The sequence below is a fragment of the Eubacterium sp. F2 genome (assembly GCF_046244355.1).
In the GTDB taxonomy this organism is placed as follows: domain Bacteria; phylum Bacillota; class Clostridia; order Peptostreptococcales; family Anaerovoracaceae; genus Aminicella.
Map to the genome: position 1 here is coordinate 1,369,469 of NZ_CP176393.1, position 16,971 is coordinate 1,386,439.

At 47.6% G+C, this 16,971-nt stretch carries 20 protein-coding genes, 6 tRNA genes and 1 riboswitch; of the genes, 25 read left to right on the forward strand and 1 reads right to left on the reverse strand.

Going from position 1 to position 16,971, the window contains the following annotated elements:
• The first annotated feature begins 32 nt into the window (after positions 1–32).
• From ACI77B_RS05690 to ACI77B_RS05810, 25 genes are all read left to right on the forward strand, one after another.
• On the forward strand, positions 33–788 hold the full coding sequence (locus ACI77B_RS05690; RefSeq protein ID WP_409335935.1) for a hypothetical protein: 756 nt from the start codon (positions 33–35) through the stop codon (positions 786–788).
• Positions 755–2,302 carry an ATPase, T2SS/T4P/T4SS family gene (locus tag ACI77B_RS05695; protein ID WP_409335936.1) on the forward strand — a complete coding sequence of 516 codons (1,548 nt, stop codon included), beginning with the start codon at positions 755–757 and terminating at the stop codon, positions 2,300–2,302. Before ACI77B_RS05690 ends, ACI77B_RS05695 begins: the two co-directional genes overlap by 34 nt.
• On the forward strand, positions 2,290–3,246 hold the full coding sequence (locus tag ACI77B_RS05700) for a type II secretion system F family protein (protein ID WP_409335937.1): 957 nt from the start codon (positions 2,290–2,292) through the stop codon (positions 3,244–3,246). The genes ACI77B_RS05695 and ACI77B_RS05700 overlap by 13 nt, the downstream gene beginning before the upstream one ends.
• 183 nt (positions 3,247–3,429) lie before the next feature.
• The gene (locus ACI77B_RS05705) at positions 3,430–3,861 is read left to right on the forward strand and encodes a hypothetical protein (protein WP_409335938.1); all 432 of its coding nucleotides are present in this window, start codon (positions 3,430–3,432) and stop codon (positions 3,859–3,861) included.
• A gap of 10 nt (positions 3,862–3,871) precedes the next feature.
• Entirely contained in the window at positions 3,872–4,030 is a 159-nt protein-coding gene (locus tag ACI77B_RS05710) for a hypothetical protein (RefSeq protein WP_409335939.1), read from the forward strand.
• 86 nt (positions 4,031–4,116) lie between these two features.
• Positions 4,117–4,644, forward strand: coding sequence for a hypothetical protein (locus ACI77B_RS05715; protein ID WP_409335940.1), 528 nt, complete (start codon positions 4,117–4,119; stop codon positions 4,642–4,644).
• 13 nt (positions 4,645–4,657) lie between these two features.
• On the forward strand, positions 4,658–5,068 hold the full coding sequence (locus tag ACI77B_RS05720) for a hypothetical protein (protein WP_409335941.1): 411 nt from the start codon (positions 4,658–4,660) through the stop codon (positions 5,066–5,068).
• A gap of 194 nt (positions 5,069–5,262) precedes the next feature.
• Positions 5,263–6,042 (forward strand): prolipoprotein diacylglyceryl transferase, encoded by a 780-nt coding sequence (gene lgt / locus ACI77B_RS05725; RefSeq protein ID WP_409335942.1) that lies wholly within the window; start codon positions 5,263–5,265, stop codon positions 6,040–6,042.
• A 31-nt stretch (positions 6,043–6,073) separates the two neighbouring features.
• Positions 6,074–7,171, forward strand: a complete 1,098-nt coding sequence (gene ychF / locus ACI77B_RS05730; protein ID WP_409335943.1) for a redox-regulated ATPase YchF — start codon at positions 6,074–6,076, stop codon at positions 7,169–7,171.
• Between the two features lie 115 nt (positions 7,172–7,286).
• Entirely contained in the window at positions 7,287–7,733 is a 447-nt protein-coding gene (locus ACI77B_RS05735; RefSeq protein ID WP_409335944.1) for a hypothetical protein, read from the forward strand.
• The gene (locus ACI77B_RS05740) at positions 7,730–8,809 is read left to right on the forward strand and encodes an ATPase, T2SS/T4P/T4SS family (protein WP_409335945.1); all 1,080 of its coding nucleotides are present in this window, start codon (positions 7,730–7,732) and stop codon (positions 8,807–8,809) included. Before ACI77B_RS05735 ends, ACI77B_RS05740 begins: the two co-directional genes overlap by 4 nt.
• Positions 8,766–10,316: a hypothetical protein gene (locus ACI77B_RS05745; protein WP_409335946.1), complete on the forward strand. Its 1,551-nt coding sequence runs from the start codon at positions 8,766–8,768 to the stop codon at positions 10,314–10,316. The genes ACI77B_RS05740 and ACI77B_RS05745 overlap by 44 nt, the downstream gene beginning before the upstream one ends.
• A gap of 129 nt (positions 10,317–10,445) precedes the next feature.
• A complete protein-coding gene (locus ACI77B_RS05750) occupies positions 10,446–10,583 on the forward strand; it encodes a hypothetical protein (RefSeq protein ID WP_409335947.1) in 138 nt (45 codons plus the stop codon).
• Between the two features lie 3 nt (positions 10,584–10,586).
• Entirely contained in the window at positions 10,587–10,778 is a 192-nt protein-coding gene (locus ACI77B_RS05755; protein ID WP_409335948.1) for a hypothetical protein, read from the forward strand.
• Positions 10,778–11,107 carry a hypothetical protein gene (locus tag ACI77B_RS05760; protein ID WP_409335949.1) on the forward strand — a complete coding sequence of 110 codons (330 nt, stop codon included), beginning with the start codon at positions 10,778–10,780 and terminating at the stop codon, positions 11,105–11,107. The genes ACI77B_RS05755 and ACI77B_RS05760 overlap by 1 nt, the downstream gene beginning before the upstream one ends.
• Positions 11,108–11,418: 311 nt before the next feature.
• Positions 11,419–11,589 (forward strand): hypothetical protein, encoded by a 171-nt coding sequence (locus tag ACI77B_RS05765; RefSeq protein ID WP_409335950.1) that lies wholly within the window; start codon positions 11,419–11,421, stop codon positions 11,587–11,589.
• A gap of 466 nt (positions 11,590–12,055) precedes the next feature.
• A riboswitch (Lysine riboswitch) is annotated at positions 12,056–12,236 on the forward strand.
• A 254-nt stretch (positions 12,237–12,490) separates the two neighbouring features.
• Complete coding sequence (gene dapA / locus ACI77B_RS05770; protein ID WP_409335951.1) at positions 12,491–13,387, forward strand: 4-hydroxy-tetrahydrodipicolinate synthase; 897 nt, start codon at positions 12,491–12,493, stop codon at positions 13,385–13,387.
• A complete protein-coding gene (gene dapB, locus ACI77B_RS05775; RefSeq protein WP_409335952.1) occupies positions 13,380–14,114 on the forward strand; it encodes a 4-hydroxy-tetrahydrodipicolinate reductase in 735 nt (244 codons plus the stop codon). The genes dapA and dapB overlap by 8 nt, the downstream gene beginning before the upstream one ends.
• Before the next feature lie 283 nt (positions 14,115–14,397).
• Positions 14,398–14,471 (forward strand) — tRNA-Met (locus ACI77B_RS05780).
• A gap of 7 nt (positions 14,472–14,478) precedes the next feature.
• Positions 14,479–14,554: transfer RNA gene (locus tag ACI77B_RS05785), tRNA-Val, on the forward strand.
• 45 nt (positions 14,555–14,599) lie between these two features.
• Positions 14,600–14,676, forward strand: a tRNA-Asp gene (locus ACI77B_RS05790).
• A gap of 54 nt (positions 14,677–14,730) precedes the next feature.
• Positions 14,731–14,803: transfer RNA gene (locus tag ACI77B_RS05795), tRNA-His, on the forward strand.
• Between the two features lie 22 nt (positions 14,804–14,825).
• Positions 14,826–14,900 (forward strand) — tRNA-Gln (locus tag ACI77B_RS05800).
• Between the two features lie 2 nt (positions 14,901–14,902).
• A tRNA-Cys gene (locus ACI77B_RS05805) sits at positions 14,903–14,977 on the forward strand.
• Positions 14,978–15,182: 205 nt separating this feature from the next.
• The gene (locus tag ACI77B_RS05810) at positions 15,183–15,293 is read left to right on the forward strand and encodes a zinc-binding dehydrogenase (RefSeq protein ID WP_409335953.1); all 111 of its coding nucleotides are present in this window, start codon (positions 15,183–15,185) and stop codon (positions 15,291–15,293) included.
• A 110-nt stretch (positions 15,294–15,403) separates the two neighbouring features.
• Here the strand turns inward: ACI77B_RS05810 and thrC are convergent, their stop codons facing one another.
• The gene (gene thrC, locus ACI77B_RS05815; RefSeq protein ID WP_423245295.1) at positions 15,404–16,879 is read right to left on the reverse strand and encodes a threonine synthase; all 1,476 of its coding nucleotides are present in this window, start codon (positions 16,877–16,879) and stop codon (positions 15,404–15,406) included.
• Positions 16,880–16,971 lie beyond the last annotated feature (92 nt).

Genomic DNA, 16,971 nt, shown 5'->3' on the forward strand with positions numbered 1-16,971 from the left:
AATTTTTCAGATCAAAGAAGGAGGTGGTGTGAATGAGAGAAATCATTGCATTCTGTGGCGGTGACGATGGGGCCGGATGCACGATGGCTGCGCAGTCTGCGGCTGAAGTACTGGCAGAGAAGGAGCCCGGAAAGGTGCTGCTTGTCTCGGCATCCGGGAAATATGGAGATGACTATATTCTGAACCGCGAAAACAGATCGATGGACGATATCCGGGCAAATCTGATGAGCGGGAGTCTTCAGCCATCGGAACTGTATCCATGTCTTGTCAGGGAGAAGAATATCCGTGTTCTGCCTGCCTTAAGCGATGTTCTGTCCGCATCGTATTATCCGGAAACCTGTATGCAGACCCTGCTTCAGGGTGCGGAAGGCTTCCGCTATATTGTCATTGACTGCGGAAGCCGGTTCGATTACGGAATGTACATTTCCGGGGCGAAAGCTGCCGGGCGGAGGTATTTTGTGGTTACACAGCAGGAAAAATGTCTGCGGCGCTTTCAATACGCCGTCAGGGAAGTGCTTCAGCCGCTGCAGTTAAGCGGAGAGCTTATTCTGAATAAATATCAGCTGTCTGCTGCGCTTCTGTCCTGCGGTGAAATTGAGGCGCTGACCGGAATGAAGGCGGCGGTGCGCATCCCGTATGTATCGTATGGATGGCAGGCGGAGCTTGAGAAAGAGACGCTGATGTGCTGCTCCAAGTATTCCAGAGCAATGCGTCGTCTGGTCCGGCAGATCCGGGACGAAGAGGGAAAGAAATCATGGAAGAAAAGTTTAACCTTACGGAGTACCTGAGCAGAAGCGGAAGCAGCAGTCAGGAAGAATCTCACCGGGATCAGGCTTTCCAGGGAGTGCTGGAGTTTGTAAAGAGTAAGCTTGATGCAGAGTGGGAACATGCGGATGACGAAGTGCGTGGATTCCGGCTGGAAAAAGAGACAAGGGCAATAATCGGATATGAAGAGGAGGTCAGTTTCTACAAAGAAAAGATCCGTGGAATTCTGATGGAGCACAGGATGACGGCATGCGCGTTTCCCACTTGGTTCAGTGATCTTACCGAAGCAATTTTTGCCGAACTGTACGGACTGTCGGGGCTTGCTCCATGGGCGTATGACATGCTTCCCAAGTACCGCAGCTCCTCATCGGCAAAGTTAATCGGGTCCAGGATGTACTGCCTGATTGACGGAAAATCGGAGCTTCAGCCTCAGAGAATTCCGGATGACCGGAGGGAGAAACTGAAGAGGACACTCCTGATGGCGGCTCCGGAAGAGCGTGTGGAGTACGGATTTCATGAGGTTTATCTAAGGAATGGAATCCGTGTGACCATATATTCCGGGAAGCGGACAAAAGCGGGGCAGGATGTGATTGTTATGAGAAAGTATCTGATGAAGGAAAATCTGGATTTTCAGGATCTTGTACGGCTGAAGACGATTCCTCCGGGAGCGCCGGAATTATTTGCCTGTATGGTGAAGCTGGGCTTTAATGTCATGTTTGCCGGGGAAGTGCGGTCAGGAAAAACCACGCTGCTCCAGATCTGGCAGAAATGTGAGAATCCGTTTCTGGAAGGTCTGGCGGTGGCGTCGGATCCGGAAACTCCTTGGCATGAAATAATGCCGGAAGCACCGCTCATGCAGCTGCTTGCAGAGGGAGATGAACTTCTTGCAATGATGAAATCCATTCTAAGAGGAGACAATGATTATGTCCTTCTGGAGGAGATGAGAGATGCGTATGCTTATCGGATGTTTCTGGATATTTTATCGACGGGAACCAGGAGAAGCAAAGCTACCATTCATGATAATGACGCAGTAAGTGCGGCGTATAAAATTGCATCGAAAATCAGAGAAAAATTCGGTGGGAATCTGGATGATCTGATTGCGCAGGTTTACCAGAATATTGATTATGTTTTTGAGTGCTGCCAGGATCCGGAAAACCGGGCACATAAAATTGTAACCGGTATCGTGGAGCTCAGTTACGATGTGGAGAAGGATCAGGTCAGCGCAGTAAAAATATGTGAGTATGATTTCAGTCAGCAGAACTGGAGATGGAAGGCGAGAATCAGCCCTTCTATTCTGGAGAAAATGAAATCTCAGACGAAAGGAGCAGAGGAAATGAGACATTTGCTGAAGGAACTTGAAGAAATCAGTGCAATGGAGCAGGGAAGGGTATTGTTCCCCGCTTATTACTCAGGAAATCGGAACCGGAATCCGGGAAACGGATCGCCCGCGTTTCCGGAAATGATCGGACGTCCATATATGCGGGATGCTGGGAATCATAGCTGTGTCAGAGAGGATATCTGTGCATGGAATGGGTAGATCACCTGCTTGAGGCGGTGCTGCTATCAGGTATTCTGCTGACACAGAGCGGACTGCTGAAAACCAGTCTGCACGGGATCATGCGGAAGCTGCACAGAAGAAGAAATATCCAGATGCTGAAAAGTGCGGAGATTCATGAAGAATACGGAGTCGTGAAGGGAGCTCTGTACAGACTGATAGAAAGTACAGAGATGCAGCGCTTCTTTCCATCTCCTGATCTGTTTCTTGCAATCTCCGGCGTTCTCGGATGCGGAGTATTTTTTGCAGCGGTCTGGGAGACTGGCTGGAGAACAGCACTCGCTGCGGGGATATCCGCAGCGGCGCTGCCGTATCTGATTCTGCGGATGAAACTGGAATCTCGCAGGAGGGTCCGGTCTCAGGAGGGACTTGTGATGGTGCAGGAATTACTCGCCCAGTACAGGATCAGAGATGGAAACATACGGGAGGCGGTTTTTGAGGCGGCAGAATCCCTGGAAGACGCACCGAATCTGCGCACGGTATTGTACGATCTTGCTAAAGGGCTGAATCAGGCCTGCACAAAAAAGGAATGCCGGATGGAAACAGAGAAGCTCAGATATGCCATTGGAACAGTCTGGGGCAGCGCACTAGCGTCGGCTGTCTATTTTGCGCATGTTCAGGGGATGAATATCACGCATACGCTGGAAGATCTGGCGGAGTCGCTCGAGCGGAGCCGGAAAGTGTGCGAGCAGGCACGAAGAGAGCATCATGAATCAAAACTGCTGCTGATCGCGGCCGTACCGGGAACGTATTTGTGGACCGTGTTCTGTGCACTGAAGTATTTCGATATGACGCTGAAAAGTTATTTAAGAAGTCAGTTCAGAACACCCTTGGGGCTGAAATGCATTCTGATTTCTGTAATGCTGTACATTGCGGGAATCTGTTTTCAAGTGTTCTTAAGCGGTGAAAAACTGGATTTGAAATAAATTATGGTGAAAATGAATATTCGTCTTCATCCCTGGGTGAAGATAAAAAGACTGAGAAGAAGAAAAATCGCGGCCCGGCGGCGGGAAACGGCAAAAGATAGATTTCAAGGCATAATTGCTCTGACCAGAAGGAAATTTCTTCGCAGGGCATGTGACCGGGAAATCTTCAGCAGCTGCCTCCTTTTGAAAAATCTTGCGGTGATGAAACAGGATGCGCCGGTTTCAGCCGACTATATGCTGGAGCAGCTGAAGGATAACAGTTTTCTGCTGAGACATGTTTATGAAGATATGGTCAGAGATTACCGGAACGGAGAGTACGAGAACGCGTGTCTGAGGCTGAAAATGGAGGTCGGCAGCAGGGCTGCGGCCTTGTTTAGTCATATTTTGTCAAAATTGGATCAGGTGAATCCGGCAGAGCTTGTTTCATATATGCATGCATTCGAAGAATCGTTTGAAGAGGAGCGGATGACGCAGGCGATGAAAAGTAACGAGCGGAAGTCACTGATCTGTACGGCGGCTTCGATGGCTGCGGTGCTTTCGGTCCTGATGAATTTTACGGCAGTGGCTGTGTTTATGAATATGCATGACATGCTGCAGAATATCAGCATGTTCTAGGGAGGAAAAGATGAAAAACATCATCATTATCATCGGCACGATAATGCTGGGGGTAATCATTGTCAATACAATGATTCTCGGAGATTCCGGCGACAGCCTGAAGGGAGCGGCCGGAGAAGTCGTCGGCAGGGGAACGCAGATGATGCAGACGCTGGGCGGCGGGGATTAGAGCGGCGTTCTGCCGGACAAAAGGAAATGTACAAGGAGTGTGAAAATGAAGAGGTTAATAACCGGAATTGGAATGCTTATGCTTGGATGTATGATATTTCAGTGGATATCCAGTGGTCCGGAGAGTCTTTTGGGAACTTCGCAGCGCTGGATGCGAGGGCAGACGGAACATATCCGTTACCGCTGAACGAAGAGAATTCTATGAAGAATGTGATTACCGGGACGGCGTGTATGATTCTGCTGTTTGCCGTGATGCTGCAGTTTATCCATGTCCAGACGATGGTACATGATATGCATGAAGTGATGAATGCAACGGAAGTGTTCAGAGAACAGCTCCGCCTGGACGGCTGTCTGAGGGATGAAAATGTCAGAAATCTGAAGAAGCAGATTGTCTCACAGTCGAAGATAAAAACGGGAGAAATTCAGGTGCGTGGAAGCAGACGACCGGTTCAGCGAGGCGGCAGAATTCACTACAGAATTCGTGTTCCTCTGGGCAGGTCCGTGCTGGCGTATACGTTTTTCGGTGTTGGAAAAACGCAGGTCTGGTACAGGGAAGACCGGTATGCGGCAAGCGAATATATGGCTTCAGATAAAGGATCAGAGCGGAATGAATAATGTGGTTATTGCTATGGGAATATTGTTGTATATGTCTTCTTCCCTTCACCTGCAGATGCAGTGCGAACAGGCCTTTTTTGAAAAGAAAGCGCTGCACGCAGATGCAGATGAAGCGGCAGTAAGCGCAGCATTGACTGGAAGATGCGAGAAGAAAAAAACTAAAGGGAAGAAGAAAAATCTGTGCATGGTCCTGGAGGAGGGAAACGCTTATGCTGCAGTGAAAGAATCCCTTCTGCTGAATGAAAAGGAGGGAAAGAGGGCACGGATTGTCACGGTCTCCTGCAGTGGAAGAGACAGCCCGAGGGTTTACGTGAAACTTGAAAGGGACGGAATTCAGGCAGAGTCTTGCTATCAGTGGACCAGAAGAACAGGAAAAGACAGAAAAGGACGGGCGCAGTATGTTCTGCAGAAAGTTAAGGCATAAAAATAAATGATTGTGGAAGGGAGGAGCAGATGCTGAAGAGTACGATGCTGTATATGTCATATCAATACCTGAAGACGGAGTGCCGGATCAGGGGTGAACAGCTAAAAAAACGTTTTTCGCATTTCCAATCATAATTGTCCTGTGCTATCATATAGAAGGCTGTTTTTATGGAAAAGCAGTCAGGAGGTAGAATTATGACAGCACCGGATCCAATAGCGTTTACGATTTTTGGAATATCGATACGCTGGTATGGAATTTTGATTGCAACGGGATTTCTGCTGGCAATATTAATCAGCTGCCGGCGAGCTCCGCTGCATGGGCTGAAAAGCGACAATGTGCTTGACTTGGCGATCTGGATGATTCCGATGGCGATTATCGGAGCCAGGGCATATTACGTTATTTTCAACTGGGATTTATACAGGAATGACTGGACGCAGATTTTTGATATCCGGGCGGGAGGCCTGGCGATTCACGGAGGCCTTATAGCAGGAATTCTGACGGCAGTGTTTGTCTGCCGGCATGAGAAAGTCTCTCTGATTGAAATGGGAGATCTGATTTTTCCAACGGTCGCGCTGGGACAGGCAATTGGAAGATGGGGAAATTTCTTTAATTCCGAGGCCCATGGAAGACCGACGGACCTTCCCTGGGGAATCATGGTCAATGGCGTAAAGGTTCAGCCGACATTTCTATATGAATCGATATGGTGTCTGGCGTTGTTTTTCTTTTTACTCTGGGTGGACAACCGGAGAAAGTTTAAAGGGCAGACCATGTGTCTGTACGGAATGCTGTATTCGGTTGAGCGGTTTTTTGTTGAAGGTCTGCGTACGGACAGTCTGATGATCGGGCCGTTCCGTCAGGCGCAGGTGATCAGTGTCACTGCGTTTATCGTATGCTTTGTATTATACAGGGTGTGGAGAAAGAAATACGCGGGGATCGGACTGGTCATGAAGCCGGGATCCAGAGAGAGAAAATAATTCTAATAATGGCAGAAGGAGCAGATAGAAAATGAAATTAGGTATTGTAGGACTTCCGAATGTTGGAAAGAGTACGCTGTTCAATGCGATTACAAAGGCAGGAGCAGAGGCGGCGAATTATCCGTTCTGTACAATTGAACCGAATGTCGGTGTTGTAACCGTTCCGGATAAGCGTGTGACAAAGCTGCATGAGCTGTATAACTCAAAGCGGACAATTTACACAACGATTGAATTCTGCGATATTGCCGGCCTTGTAAAGGGAGCGTCCAAGGGTGAAGGCCTGGGAAATAAATTCCTCGGACATATCCGCGAGACTGCGGCAATCGTGCATGTTGTACGCTGCTTTGAGGATGAAAATATCGTTCATGTCAGCGGAAAGATCGACCCGCTCGATGATATTGACACCATTAACACAGAGCTGATCCTTTCTGATATGGAAGTTCTGGACCGCCGTATTGCCAAGGCTTCCAAGGCAGCCAGAAACGATAAGGAGCTGGCTAAGGAAGTTGAGATCATGAAAAAGGTATATGCTGTCCTGGAAGACGGAAAGTCTGCGCGTACCATTTCTGATGATCTGGATGAAGATGAGCATGCATTTGTTCAGAGTCTGGACCTGCTTTCATTCAAGCCGATTATTTATGTTGCAAACGTCGGAGAAGATGATGCGGCAACGGGAAACGAGTATTCAAAGAAGGTTGAGGAATTCGCTGAGCAGGAAGGCGCAAGATCAGTCACGATCTGTGCGGAAATCGAAGAGGAAATTTCTGAGCTGGAAGATGATGAAAAGGCGGAATATCTGCAGGAACTGGGAATTGAAGAGTCCGGACTGGATAAGCTGGTCAAGGCTTCATACAGTCTCCTGAACCTGATTTCCTTCCTGACTGCAGGAGAAGATGAGGTCCGCGCATGGACGATTACGGACGGAACCAAGGCTCCGCAGGCTGCAGGAAAAATTCATACGGATTTCGAGAGAGGATTTATCCGGGCAGAGACAATCAGCTACGATACCTTTATGAACGAGTGTGACGGCAGCATGACCAAAGCTAAAGAGAAGGGTCTGCTGCGTTCAGAAGGAAAGGATTATGTTGTAAAGGATGGAGATATTATCACTTTCCTGTTCAACGTATAAATACGATCAGAAATTAACAGAACGATAATCAAGCGCAACATGCAGAAACGGACTTTGTGTCCCGGTTTCTGCAACTGCGCTTTTTTCATGCAGAAAAACAGGAGGAGGAAAGGCAGTGAAAAGTGCGGCAGGAGGGTTCTGCATTATATTGATGACCGTCATCCTGTTTATCGGGATGGCGGACATTCATATGTATGATCAGACCAGAAGAGAAGTATCCAGAGCAGTGAATTATGCCTGTATGTCTGCGCAGGAAGAGGCACTTGAGCATAGATCCTCCTGCAGGAGCGAGGATACATACAGTCAGGTCTTTCAGAGGGCATTGCGGAAGAACCTGCCGAAGAAGCGGAACCGTTTTTACGAACTCAGAGTCTATACGGCCGACCCGGAAAAACATCTTCTGGATGTTGAGGTGATGGCGAGCTGGCAGTCATTCAGCGGACGGGTGAAGTCTTTATCTGAGCGGCGCACCGTAATCGGAGAAGAGACGGAGGAGGGCGTTCAGAAAACTGAGGAAAGAGGAGCTGTCAGCGGCGGCAAAAATAAAGGAGCGAGAGGATGAATCTGTATATCCAAAAAGAGTATTTCGGAGCACTTCTTCCGTTTATTGAAAATGAAAAAATTACAGACATTACATGGAACGGAAAAGAACTTTGGGTCGATGATCTGGAAAAAGGAAGACATCCCGTGTCATTAAAGCTGGAAACATCCTTTCTGGACAGTTTTGCAGCGCGGATTGCCAATCTGGCAAATGTGAACTTCAACCGCAGTCAGCCTGTACTGGAAGCAGAGACAGATAATTTACGAATTTCTCTGATTGACCCTTCCGTTACAAATACAGATTACACTCTTGCAATCCGAAAGACACCGGCGGTAAGGAGACTTTCTGAGCAGAACATGATTCAGGAAGACTATGCAAGTGAAGAGATTCTGCAGTTCCTGAAAGCGGCAGTCAAGGGAAGATGCAGTATCATCGTAACCGGGGATGTGGGAAGCGGAAAAACGGAGCTGGTGAAGTATCTGACCAAGCACATTGAACCATATTCCAGAACAATTTCTATAGAGGATAATTTTGAACTGAGACTTTCTGTAATCAATCCTCAGCTGGACTGTGTGGAGATGAAAGCCGCGGAAAATTTTTCTTATGAACAGGCGATCAAGGCAGCGCTCAGGCAGATGTGCCGCTGGATGCTTCTTTCCGAGGCACGGGGACGGGAAGTCAGTTATCTGCTGGAGGCGGCTTCTACAGGATGCAGTGTGATGACTACGATTCATTCTGATGATGTCAGGAAGCTTCCGGACCGGATTATGAATATGATGGGCAGTCAGGGAGCAGAGCGGAGAAATGACATATACAGTTTCTTTGATGTCGGAATCCGGGTTGATGTAAAGAATCAGGAAGAAGGAATCCAGAGAAAACTTTCTCAGATCTGTATACTGGATCGGAAGAAAGGCAGAAATCAGCTTCAGATGATTTACCAGGACGGCCTCTGGCTTGATCAGCCTTTGCCGCAGAACTTTATCTGCAAGCTGAAGCGGGAGGAAGCACTGCAATATCTCCCCGAATGTGTGATGAAGAAGGAGGTGGAAAGTAATGCGTTCAAATGCGCGAAGAAGGCCCAGAGGTCTGATGATTAAAGGGAGGCCGGGTACAAAAAGCAGAAACTTTCTTCCACGGGAAATTTCAGGATGGGGATTTCAGTATTCGATGAAGACCTATGTCCTGCAGAGCGCCATGGTTCTGGCGGCGATGGCAGCCGTTGGAAAGCTGTACATGCTCAGCACGGGAAGGCTTGTTATTCTGATCTGCACGGCAATGGCGGCTTTCCCGATGATTGTTAGATCGCAGTTCAGGTTTCTGGCATCAGGGAGGGATTTCCGTGAAGCTGTGCAGTACATGGAACAGATGCTGCTGTTCTTTAAACAGTCGCCGAAAATATTGTCGGCAATGAAAGACACAATGGTTACTGCGGAAGGTGCGTTAAAAGAGAGACTACAGGATGCGATCTTTATTATTGAACATGATTTCTCCGGAGATAACGTGTATGAAAAAGGATTTGCGATTATTGAAGAGGCGTATCCGTGTGCGCGGATCAGAACACTGCACCGTTTTATGATGCAGGTTGAAGGCGGAAACAGCCGGCATTATCAGCAGGGGGCGGATTCATTGTATTTTGATGTTCAGGCGTGGGTGGGCCGTGTTTATCAGTATCAGAAAGAACTGAAAAATATCAAGATGAAACTGTCGCTGATTATGATTATGTCCGTAGGAATTGCCGCATTCTTCTCAAGGCTGCTTTTGAAGGCGCAGCAGGCTCTGCCGGAGAAATATGAACTGCATCTGATTGAATCCGGCGTCTATCAGAATTCATCTCTGATTTACCTGCTTTTGTTTGTCGGCCTGTATATCCTGATTTCGTCCAGAATAACAGGGAACTGGCTGGTTGATGACCTTCACAGAATCAATCAGGAAGCTGCGCTGAGAAATCTGGATTATGTCGAGCATTATGAAGGAAAAAAGGAACGGAAGAAAGCAGTTCCGATGTCCTTCTGTGGAATCGGAATCGCCGTTGTTTCTGCCGTATGTCAAATAAAGGCCGGAATTGCGGCAGGATTGATCCTGACTGTGCTGATTTTTTACTGGCCGAATGTGCTGCTGAAGAAAAGGAGGAGAATGGTTGAACAGGCATTGTTAAAGGATTTCCCAATCTGGATGAGGGAAGTTTCCATTCATCTCTATGATATGGTTCCGGTCAGAGCCGTTGAAATGACGCTGCATACAGCTTCACCGCTGATGCAGCGTTTTTTAGGGCACTTTCTCGCCGCGATCGAAAAGAATCCTGCTTCACTGGAGCCGTATTTGAATATTTTTCAGCAGTATCACGCGGAAGAACTGACTGCGTCTTTCAAGACACTGTTTACGATTCAGAATCTGCCTGCAGAAGATGCGCAGAGACAGATCATGGAACTGGTCAGGAGAAACCAGAAGCAGCTGGAACAGGCAGAACGTCTGAGAAATGCAGATTATCTTTCCGGGATTACCCTGATCAGTATACTGCCGATGCTGATGATGTCGTTTTACCTGATCATTAATCTGCTGCTGATTCTGGCAGGATTTATGGGCTTGTCAAAGGGGGCATTTTAATGAGTGAATTTATGGCTGACTGCGGTGAACTTCTGATCGCTGTGGTGTTTACAATGCCGGTCGTATATGGTTTTGCATATTTTTGTCTGCATGTGATTTAGATTGATGCAGATTACAGGGAGGAATGAAATGACAGGGTTAATGGAAAAATATGGTACGTGGATTGTAGAGGCTGTGGCCGGTATAGGTATATTTGCCATCTGGCAGTGGCTGATTGCCAGTGGAATGGCGGGATTTGCCGTTTCTGTGATGGAAAGGATGGTCTAGCAGGTGAAAAGGTTTACCCAGGAGTATGGAATGTTTCTGGCTGCGGCAGTCATTGCGGTTGTTCTTATGATGCTGATGGTCAGAATGACAGGTTTTCAGAGCATGGGAGCCCGCATGATGAAACAGTCTGTTTCAGAGCACGGGTCCTATTTTCATATCGAGTGCAGAACGCCTGTGATGAAAGGAGGACGATAATGAAATCCGTTATTCCTACGATGCTGATGATTATCGGGATTGCAATTATGACGGCAACGGCGGTTTGTTTCCTGTCTTTTCAGATGCAGGTATCTGCTGCAGAGAATGTCCATGCTGAATGTATGACAAAACTTCAGGCAGCAAGGTGCAGCCCGCAGGCAGCTGCAGAATGCCAGAAGCGTATTTCCGTTCTGGGAAAAGACAGTCATCTGGAAGTGATACCGGAAGGAAGCCATGAGTCTGCCCTGGTGCGTCTGACCTATTATGCGGATATGCCGATTTTTCAGCTGTCCAGGAAAGGCGTAATACAAGGAAGTATACATGTGTGATTTATTGCCTGTTTTATCAGTGCCTAAGAAGGCGGGAGCTATATAAAAGAAATATTATCTGATCGTTGCTGTCTTATGGCTGAAGCTGTAGCAGGGAGGAAAGTATGGTCAAAATACGAGCAGATCCTGTGTCAAATACAGGATTCGAAAACGTTAATACAGTAAAATTAATTTTGTCTGGATCTTAATATCGGCGATAGACGATATAACTGAAAATTACGTGTACAACTATAATATAAACCGCTGCTTATGTATGGTGAAAACTGCCGGCATGACAGCACTTTTTTGTGGAGAAAAGGAGATCATATAACATGAATACATTTTTACAGGAATACGGTGTGATTATTGTTGCAGTACTTGTTACTCTTGCTATGGTAGGTATTGCAGTGTTTTTCGGAAACCAGGTACAGGAAGGAATTACGACTGTTCTGAATAAATTTATGAAGCTGGTAGCTGATGCGACACCGTCTACCGTGCATTAAAAATACGCGGTCGGAATACATTACAGGGAAATATATGGGAAGAGAGGCAGAACGGGAAGTCAAGACGCTCTGCCTCATTTTTTGTATTCTGATCTTTCTTGTTCTGACAGGAGCCGGAATGCCTCAACGTGAACATAAGCCGGACTACCGGTTTATTTCTGCTGAAACTATGTACACGCTTGAAGATTCATCACGGTGGAAAACGGATTCGGAGTGGAACCAGCAGCTTCGAAAATCCCTGAAAAAACACAGCGACCGTGACGCAAGATGGGTGTATATTTTTCAGCAGTGACGATGGCAAAGCAATGGCCGCCGGAACCGGGAGAATACTGCACGGTCTGCCGCGGCTGCGGTGGATAATTTTTCTCTTGCTGTTGGGAAATAAAGTTGTATTTTGGCAACAAAAAATAAAAAATAATCATTGCATGTTGACATATGAGAACAAAAAAGTTATTATTGAATCACAAATTGAGATAGAGGATGCGTCGGGCTAATAGTACGGCTTTTGAACATGCTATGCAGAGCAGGGGGCCGGAAAGGAGCAGACGCCGAGGGTATCACTGCTGCAGGGGTGATATATCCGGGCGGACAGAATAAGATCTGTCTGACTGTCGCATAAAGAATATATGCGGAGCGCTATCCTTGATAAGAACACCTGAATTGTTAGTTTTGGCAGAGATTTACGATGTGTATGCCCTGCACTGAAAAACAGCTTTGATCCAATGACGAACAGAGATGGGAGGTCTGGCTGTTAAATTGTGCGAATGCATTTTCTTCGTGTATGCTGACTGCAGTAATTCGGGAATGATAGTTATCAAGCAGCTGATTCCGTATCAGCTGCTTTTTTGTTCATCTCAATGCATTCTTTACTATTATCTGTTAAGAATCAGGAGGTTCTAAAATGGCAAACGAAGTTTTCAGAGGAATTGCAACTGCATTGGTTACACCGTTCAACGAGGATGGAAGTGTAGATTTTGACAGTTACGGAAAATTGATTGACTGGCAGATTGAACAGGGAATCAATGCTCTGGTAATTGCAGCAACGTCTGGTGAAGGTCCTACACTTTCCGACGCTGAACATAAAAAGTGCATTGAGTTTGCAGTAGAGCGCGCTGACCATCGTGTTCCAATTATTGCAGGAACAGGAAGCAATGACACGAACTATGGACTGCAGCTGACAAGATTTGCCTGCCAGGCTGGAGTTGATGCATGCCTCGTAGTTACACCATATTATAACAAGGCAACACAGAATGGCCTGGTGCGCATGTACAATGAATTCGCAGACGTATCTACAAAGCCGATTATTATTTACAACGTTCCTTCCAGAACGGGTGTTGATGTTAAGCCGGAAACTTATGCTAAGCTCGCTGAGCATGAGAATATCGCTGGAATCAAGGAAGCAAACGGAAATCTGTCTGAGATTCTGGATACCGTTTCTATGGTTGGTGACAAGCTCACACTGTACTCCGGAAACGACGATCAGATCGTTCCGATTCTGTCCCTTGGAGGAAAGGGATGCATCTCCGTGCTGTCCAACGTTCTTCCTAAAGAAACTGTTGAAATTACGGACCGCTGGTTTGCCGGTGATGTTGCGGGCGCTGCAGAGCTGCAGATTCGTTTCCGTGATCTGATTCGTGCACTGTTCTGTGAGGTCAACCCAATTCCGGTTAAGGCAGCAGTAGCAGCCATGGGAAGATGCAAGAATATTGTCCGTGCTCCGATGTATCCGATGGAAGAGCAGAACCGTCAGCGTCTTCTGGCTGCCATGAGAGCACAGGGGGTTGAGGTTAATGACTAAGGTAATTGTTACCGGCGCAGCCGGACATATGGGAAAGATTGTTGAAGGACTGGTAGAAGATGCTCCGGATATGGAAGTCGCTGCCAGAGTCAGCCCGAGCGGAAATGACGGAACCCTGCAGCACCTGGAGGACTATACCGGTGAAGCAGACCTGGTCATCGATTTTTCTCACCATGCAGGTACAAAAGAACTGATGGACTACTGCACAGCGCATAAGCTTCCTGCAGTCGTTGCTACAACCGGTCAGACGGACGAAGAAAAGGAAATGATCCGGAAAGCGGCAGAGCAGATTCCGGTGTTCTATTCTGCGAATATGTCGGTTGGAGTAGCGTTCCTTACGAAGATCGTAAAGCTTGCTGCACAGGTATTCCCTGATGCGGATGTGGAGATTGTCGAGGCGCACCATAACCGCAAGCTGGATGCACCGAGCGGAACGGCTCTGATGCTCGCTGACGCGGTGAAAGAGGTCCGTCCGGATGCAGAGTATCATTGCGGCCGTTCAGGACACTGTAAGCGAGAAAAAAACGAAATCGGCATTTCTTCTATCCGTATGGGAAATGTTGTCGGAGAGCATGAGGTTTTCTTTAACACAGGAAGCCAGACAATCAAGCTCCAGCATTCTGCACATGACCGCGCCCTGTTTGCGGAAGGTGCACTGGACGCAGCGAGATTTCTCCTGAAGCAGGATGCCGGTCTGTACGGCATGGATGACCTGATGGCAGATTAATTTGTAACAAAATAAAAAACATCAGGTATTAAAGGAGTAATATTTTCAAGGCAGAGCAAATTTACCGAAAGGAATAATGAACTTTCTTCCGAAGATTATAATTTGCTCTGCTCATTGATTTTTCAATGGTTTGGCGGAGATATGAACGGCAGGAATCTTGAGCATGAAAAATAAAAATCTGTTTTTCGTAAATTTCTTGTTGACAATGTGCCGATCCTTTGGTATATTAGTTCATGCAGTCGGCAAGAGCGTTGAGAGCGAAGGAAACCGATTGGAACGATATGGCGGTGTAGCTTAGTTGGCTAGAGCGTCCGGTTCATACCCGGAAGGTCGGTGGTTCGACTCCACTCGCCGCTACTTATATGGGCGCTTAGCTCAGCTGGGAGAGCATCTGCCTTACAAGCAGGAGGTCATAGGTTCGAGCCCTATAGCGCCCACCAATTTAATCTTTTACGGATAATCCGCAAAGACGAAATCATGGATATGGCCAAGTAGTTCAGTTGGTTAGAATGCCAGCCTGTCACGCTGGAGGTCACCGGTTCGAACCCGGTCTTGGTCGCCAATTTTAAATTATGTTGCATTTCATCGTTGAGTGTGGTATGATTTAACCTATGTGGTGGGTGTCGTCAAGTGGTTAAGACACAGGATTGTGATTCCTGCATGCGTGGGTTCAAATCCCACTACCCACCCTTTGAAATTTAATAACATCGTTGGGGTATCGCCAAGTGGTAAGGCAATGGATTCTGATTCCATCATGCGCAGGTTCGAATCCTGCTACCCTAGCCAACGGCGACATGGCCAAGTGGTAAGGCAAAGGTCTGCAAAACCTCTATCCCCCAGTTCGAATCTGGGTGTCGCCTCCATCTTAAACCTGTTGAAACAGTTGAGAATACTGGTTCGGCAGGTTTTTTTATACATTGAAGCGGGTGCGTTCCATAAAATAGAAGAAATGTAAAATCATGTAAGCATCCTGATGTCAGAATTTACGGCAATATTCGAGCGTGGAATGATCAGCTGTGTCAGGACAGTTCGGGCTGACTGAAAAGGAGAGGAAAGATATGAAAACATATGTCATACATGAAGCGGGTGGACCGGATTTTTTCTTTTGAGGAGCTTCCGGAAGCGCACAGATGGCTGGAATCCCGGCAGAGATATGGAAAGGCAGTTGTTCTGCTGTAAATATATATGTAAGAATAAAAAGGCACCTGAGCGCCCCAGAGCCGGTTTAAGGCTCTGGGCGGAAGCTCAGGTGATTTCTTCCTGCTGGCTGTATTTTGTCCGGGCTGACGCTATTTCAGTGCGTCTGCAACGGCGTCTTTCATCTCATTAACCCTGATGACCTGATCGTGGAGGATCGGGCGGGATTCCAGGCCTTTAAAGGATGCCGGAACCGGGACGCCGGTTTCTTCTGCGACTTCATCGATGCAGCGGAAGTTGTTTTCAGCCTTTGGAAGGCCGATGGATGCGGCAACACTGTCGGCGAATTTATACGGGCTTGCAGTGGAGGCGATGAGTGTCGGAGTATGATCACCGGTTTTACTGCGGTACTGCTCATATACGTAGTAAGCAACGGCGGTATGCGTGTCCATCAGATAATGGTTCTTCTTATACATTTCTCCGATGGCAGCGTCGGTCTGCTTCATATCGGCAGAGCCTGCGGAGAAGAGAGAAAGCTTATCCTTCATGGCAGAAGGAATCTCGTACTTTCTGTCCTTGTCCAGGCTTTCCATCAGTGAGGCGATTTCGCTGCTGTCATCGCCGCTGAGGTGGTAGAGCAGGCGCTCCAGGTTGCTGGATACCAGAATGTCCATGGACGGGGAGTTGGTCTGGTAGAAATCGCGGTTGGCATCGTAGACGCCGGTGGTCAGGAAGTCGGTCAGAACGCGGTTCCGATTGGATGCGCAGATCAGCTTCTTAACTGGAATCCCCATCCGTTTCGCATAATAAGCGGCAAGGATGTTTCCGAAGTTTCCGGTCGGAACGGTGATGTTGACCGAATCGCCGTCTTCGATGGCGCCCTGTTTTATGAGCTGTGCGTAGCCATAGACGTAGTAGGCGATCTGCGGAACCAGACGGCCGATGTTAATCGAGTTTGCCGAAGACAGGCGGATTCCCTGAGCATCAAGCTTTTTTGCGAAGTCGGAATCCTGGAAAATGGTCTTGACGCCGGTCTGGGCATCGTCGAAGTTGCCTTCGATGGAGAAGACGTGGACGTTCTTTCCTTCCTGCGTGCGCATCTGCTGTTCCTGAACCTGGCTGACACCGTTGTTCGGGTAAAAGACGATGATTTCAGTGCCAGGAACGTCAGCAAATCCCGCCATGGCGGCTTTTCCGGTATCGCCGGAGGTTGCGGTCAGGATGCAGATTTTATGGTCGTCATGCTGCTTTTTTACGGCTGTGGTCAGCAGATAAGGCAGGATGGACAGGGCCATGTCTTTAAATGCGGCTGTGCGTCCATGATAAAGTTCCAGGAACCATGCATCGCCGGCATGCTTTACCGGCACGATTTCTTCTGCTTCGAATGTATTCGTGTATGCGTTCTGGACGCAGGAGTGAATTTCTTCTTCCGTATAGTCATCGAAGAATGCGCCGATCACTTTTTCAGCGAAAGCGGTGTATGGCTGGTCCAGCATATCCTTTATCGCAAAAGGCAGTGCGGGAATTTCCTCAGGCACATACAGGCCGCGGTCAGATGCCAGACCGCGGATGACAGCGTCTGCAGAAGTCAGTTCCTGCTGCTCACCGCGAGTGCTTCTGTATTTCATCATTGGTCAATCTCCTTTTCCAATTCATAAAAGCATAGTCATATAGATAAATTTTGTGTTCATATCACAATATGCGATATGAATTTATTGTA

Coding starts and splice junctions, on each gene's coding strand:
- ACI77B_RS05690 (WP_409335935.1), top strand. CDS start 33: ATGAGAGAAATCATTGCATTCTGTGGCGGTGACGATGGGGCCGGATGC.
- ACI77B_RS05695 (WP_409335936.1), top strand. CDS start 755: ATGGAAGAAAAGTTTAACCTTACGGAGTACCTGAGCAGAAGCGGAAGC.
- ACI77B_RS05700 (WP_409335937.1), top strand. CDS start 2,290: ATGGAATGGGTAGATCACCTGCTTGAGGCGGTGCTGCTATCAGGTATT.
- ACI77B_RS05710 (WP_409335939.1), top strand. CDS start 3,872: ATGAAAAACATCATCATTATCATCGGCACGATAATGCTGGGGGTAATC.
- ACI77B_RS05715 (WP_409335940.1), top strand. CDS start 4,117: ATGTATGATATTTCAGTGGATATCCAGTGGTCCGGAGAGTCTTTTGGG.
- ACI77B_RS05720 (WP_409335941.1), top strand. CDS start 4,658: ATGGGAATATTGTTGTATATGTCTTCTTCCCTTCACCTGCAGATGCAG.
- lgt (WP_409335942.1), top strand. CDS start 5,263: ATGACAGCACCGGATCCAATAGCGTTTACGATTTTTGGAATATCGATA.
- ychF (WP_409335943.1), top strand. CDS start 6,074: ATGAAATTAGGTATTGTAGGACTTCCGAATGTTGGAAAGAGTACGCTG.
- ACI77B_RS05740 (WP_409335945.1), top strand. CDS start 7,730: ATGAATCTGTATATCCAAAAAGAGTATTTCGGAGCACTTCTTCCGTTT.
- ACI77B_RS05745 (WP_409335946.1), top strand. CDS start 8,766: ATGCGTTCAAATGCGCGAAGAAGGCCCAGAGGTCTGATGATTAAAGGG.
- ACI77B_RS05750 (WP_409335947.1), top strand. CDS start 10,446: ATGACAGGGTTAATGGAAAAATATGGTACGTGGATTGTAGAGGCTGTG.
- ACI77B_RS05760 (WP_409335949.1), top strand. CDS start 10,778: ATGAAATCCGTTATTCCTACGATGCTGATGATTATCGGGATTGCAATT.
- ACI77B_RS05765 (WP_409335950.1), top strand. CDS start 11,419: ATGAATACATTTTTACAGGAATACGGTGTGATTATTGTTGCAGTACTT.
- dapA (WP_409335951.1), top strand. CDS start 12,491: ATGGCAAACGAAGTTTTCAGAGGAATTGCAACTGCATTGGTTACACCG.
- dapB (WP_409335952.1), top strand. CDS start 13,380: ATGACTAAGGTAATTGTTACCGGCGCAGCCGGACATATGGGAAAGATT.
- ACI77B_RS05810 (WP_409335953.1), top strand. CDS start 15,183: ATGTCATACATGAAGCGGGTGGACCGGATTTTTTCTTTTGAGGAGCTT.
- thrC (WP_423245295.1), bottom strand. CDS start 16,879: ATGAAATACAGAAGCACTCGCGGTGAGCAGCAGGAACTGACTTCTGCA.